At 38.1% G+C, this 2,485-nt stretch carries 5 protein-coding genes; 4 read left to right on the forward strand and 1 reads right to left on the reverse strand.

Going from position 1 to position 2,485, the window contains the following annotated elements; all coding sequences use genetic code 11:
• The 4 genes from UC75_RS19780 to pyrF all read left to right on the forward strand — a co-directional run.
• Positions 1–468 (forward strand): S1 RNA-binding domain-containing protein (locus UC75_RS19780; protein ID WP_228137022.1); only part of this gene is annotated, 468 nt, incomplete at its 5' end.
• Positions 469–624: 156 nt separating this feature from the next.
• Positions 625–927 (forward strand): integration host factor subunit beta, encoded by a 303-nt coding sequence (locus UC75_RS02130; RefSeq protein ID WP_003651488.1) that lies wholly within the window; start codon positions 625–627, stop codon positions 925–927.
• A gap of 25 nt (positions 928–952) precedes the next feature.
• Positions 953–1,318: a lipopolysaccharide assembly protein LapA domain-containing protein gene (locus tag UC75_RS02135; protein WP_004792713.1), complete on the forward strand. Its 366-nt coding sequence runs from the start codon at positions 953–955 to the stop codon at positions 1,316–1,318.
• Positions 1,319–1,503: 185 nt separating this feature from the next.
• Positions 1,504–2,202 (forward strand): orotidine-5'-phosphate decarboxylase, encoded by a 699-nt coding sequence (gene pyrF / locus UC75_RS02140; RefSeq protein ID WP_049836528.1) that lies wholly within the window; start codon positions 1,504–1,506, stop codon positions 2,200–2,202.
• On the opposite strand, the gene UC75_RS19785 is transcribed toward pyrF, so the two are convergent.
• The coding region (locus tag UC75_RS19785; protein ID WP_228137023.1) for a LysO family transporter at positions 2,199–2,485 on the reverse strand (287 nt) is incomplete at its 5' end. The genes pyrF and UC75_RS19785 overlap by 4 nt on opposite strands.

Below are 2,485 nucleotides of genomic sequence, written 5' to 3' on the forward strand. Positions count from 1 at the left end.
GAAGAAGCTATTCGTCGTTACAAGAAAGGTGACACTGTTGAAGCTGTTATCTTGTCTGTAGACGCTGAAGGTAACCGTATCAGCCTTGGTATCAAGCAATTGAACAGCGATCCGTTCAATGATTTCTTAGCTGCTAACGAACGCGGTGCTTTAGTTAAAGGTACTGTAACTGCAGTTGATGCTCGTGGCGCAACTGTTAAGTTGGCTGACGAAGTAGAAGCTACTCTTAAAGCTTCTGAAATCAACCGTGACCGCGTTGAAGATGCAACTAAATTCTTAGAAGTTGGTCAAGAAGTTGAAGCGAAAATCATCAACGTTGATCGTAAATCTCGCTCTATCAACTTGTCTGTTAAAGCAAAAGACGAAGCTGAAGAGAAAGAAGCAGTTGCTAGCTTGCGTACAGCAACAACAAATCAAGAAAATGGTCCTAAGACTATTGGTGATTTGATTAAAGCACAAATGAAGTAATAGGTTAACAAAGTACAGTTTCATGTAACGGAATTGTACTTTTTATACAAATTACTGTAAACGGTAGCCTAGTATTCAACATACTGCGCTACCGTTTTGTATTTAAACAGGTTATTATCAGACGACATAGAGTAGCAATAAATAACGAGGTCGTAGATGACTACTGAAGCTCTTAATAAGTCTGATTTGATTGAACGCATTGCGCTGAAAAACCCACACTTAGCTGAACCTTTGGTGGAAGAGGCGGTTAAAATTATGATTGATCAAATGATAGAGGCCCTATCAACTGATAATCGAATTGAAATCCGTGGTTTCGGTAGCTTTGCTTTACACCACCGTGATCCAAGAGTTGGTCGTAATCCTAAAACAGGAAGATCAGTAGAAGTGGCAGCTAAAGCTGTTCCACATTTCAAACCCGGTAAAGCACTGCGTGATGCAGTCAACGAATCCGGGAAATAAATAAAAATTTATAAGCGGGGTGCCTATGCGTTATATTTTAATTGCATTGCTTATTGTTGTATTTGGTTATTCTTTAGCACTTGTATTGCAAAATCCAACAGAGCTGTCTGTTGATTTGTTATTTACCCAAGTTCCAGCTATGCGTTTAGGCTTATTATTGCTACTCACATTGGTGCTTGGAACGGTGGTTGGTCTTTTGTTAGGCGTGCAAGTTTTCAGGGTATTTCAAAAAGGCTGGGAAATTAAGCGTCTTCGCAAAGATATTGACCATTTGAGAAAAGAACAGATTCAAAGTGCTCAATTGGCAGCAGCAGAAGCCGCTGCAAATGTAAGACATGAAAAAACCGTTTTAGATGTTTATCCCCAAGATAAAAACTCTACTCCGTTATAATTCGAACACTACTCTTTATTTACGAGTAAAGAGTAGTAAATTCCTTAATTTATTCGCCTGTTCTTCTTTGTATTTTTCTAAAAATAAATTCCCATAAAATTATTGTCTCTAAATTTGAAAGCCTTCCTTATACATTTCTTTATTACTTGATGACTTGTCTATTATAATGATGCTGATTTTATGTGATGGAAGAAAGTCTCTTGAGTATCATTGTTGCGTTAGATGCAAAAAGCCAATATGACGCTTTAAAAATTGTTGAACAACTTGATCCTACTTTATGTCGTGTAAAAGTAGGTAAAGAGCTTTTTACTCATGAAGGCCCATCTGTTGTAAAAAAACTTCAAGAACAAAACTTTGAAGTTTTTCTCGATCTTAAATTTCATGATATTCCAAATACTACCGCTCAGGCTGTTTGTGCAGCAGCTGATTTAGGCGTGTGGATGGTCAACGTCCATGCTTCTGGTGGTCGTAAAATGATGGAAACTTGTGTAGAACGCTTAAAAGCAGGTAACTATCAAACTCAATTAATTGCGGTTACTGTGTTAACTTCAATGGGCCGTGAAGATTTAAAAGATATTGGTCTAGATGTTGAGCCAGTAGAGCATGTAAAACGCTTAGCTAAACTCACTAAAGAAAGTGGATTAGATGGTGTGGTCTGTTCTGCAAAAGAAGCTAAAATTCTTCGCGACTTGATTGGACAAGACTTCTCTTTAGTAACACCTGGTATTCGTCCAGAAGGTTCAAATGCGGACGACCAAAAACGTATTGTGACTCCCAAGCAGGCTATGCTTGATGGTTCTACACACTTGGTTATTGGTCGACCGATTACTAAAGCAGAAAATCCAACAGAAATGTTGAAGTCTATTCTTACTTCAATTGCTTAAAAATTTAGGAATAAGCTAATTAATAGCGGGGCGAGTAGGCTTAATAATAAGCCGCTCATCATGGCATGTGGTACATAATGTGTACCACATGACTGTTTTACCATGGCTAAGGTAACATCCATTGATGTTGCGCCAGCACTTGAGATAGCAGGGCGTGGAAAACGCCATCCCATTGTATACATTAAAAATATAGCCACAATTTCTCTAAATAAATCAGTTAATAATGCAATACCACCTAGTTCTGCCGAGTGTAATTGCGTAAATAAGATCCCTGACATTGAAT

Source organism: Acinetobacter sp. V2 (genome assembly GCF_001188385.1).
In the GTDB taxonomy this organism is placed as follows: domain Bacteria; phylum Pseudomonadota; class Gammaproteobacteria; order Pseudomonadales; family Moraxellaceae; genus Acinetobacter; species Acinetobacter oleivorans.

Coding starts and splice junctions, on each gene's coding strand:
- UC75_RS02130 (WP_003651488.1), top strand. CDS start 625: ATGACTACTGAAGCTCTTAATAAGTCTGATTTGATTGAACGCATTGCG.
- UC75_RS02135 (WP_004792713.1), top strand. CDS start 953: ATGCGTTATATTTTAATTGCATTGCTTATTGTTGTATTTGGTTATTCT.
- pyrF (WP_049836528.1), top strand. CDS start 1,504: ATGGAAGAAAGTCTCTTGAGTATCATTGTTGCGTTAGATGCAAAAAGC.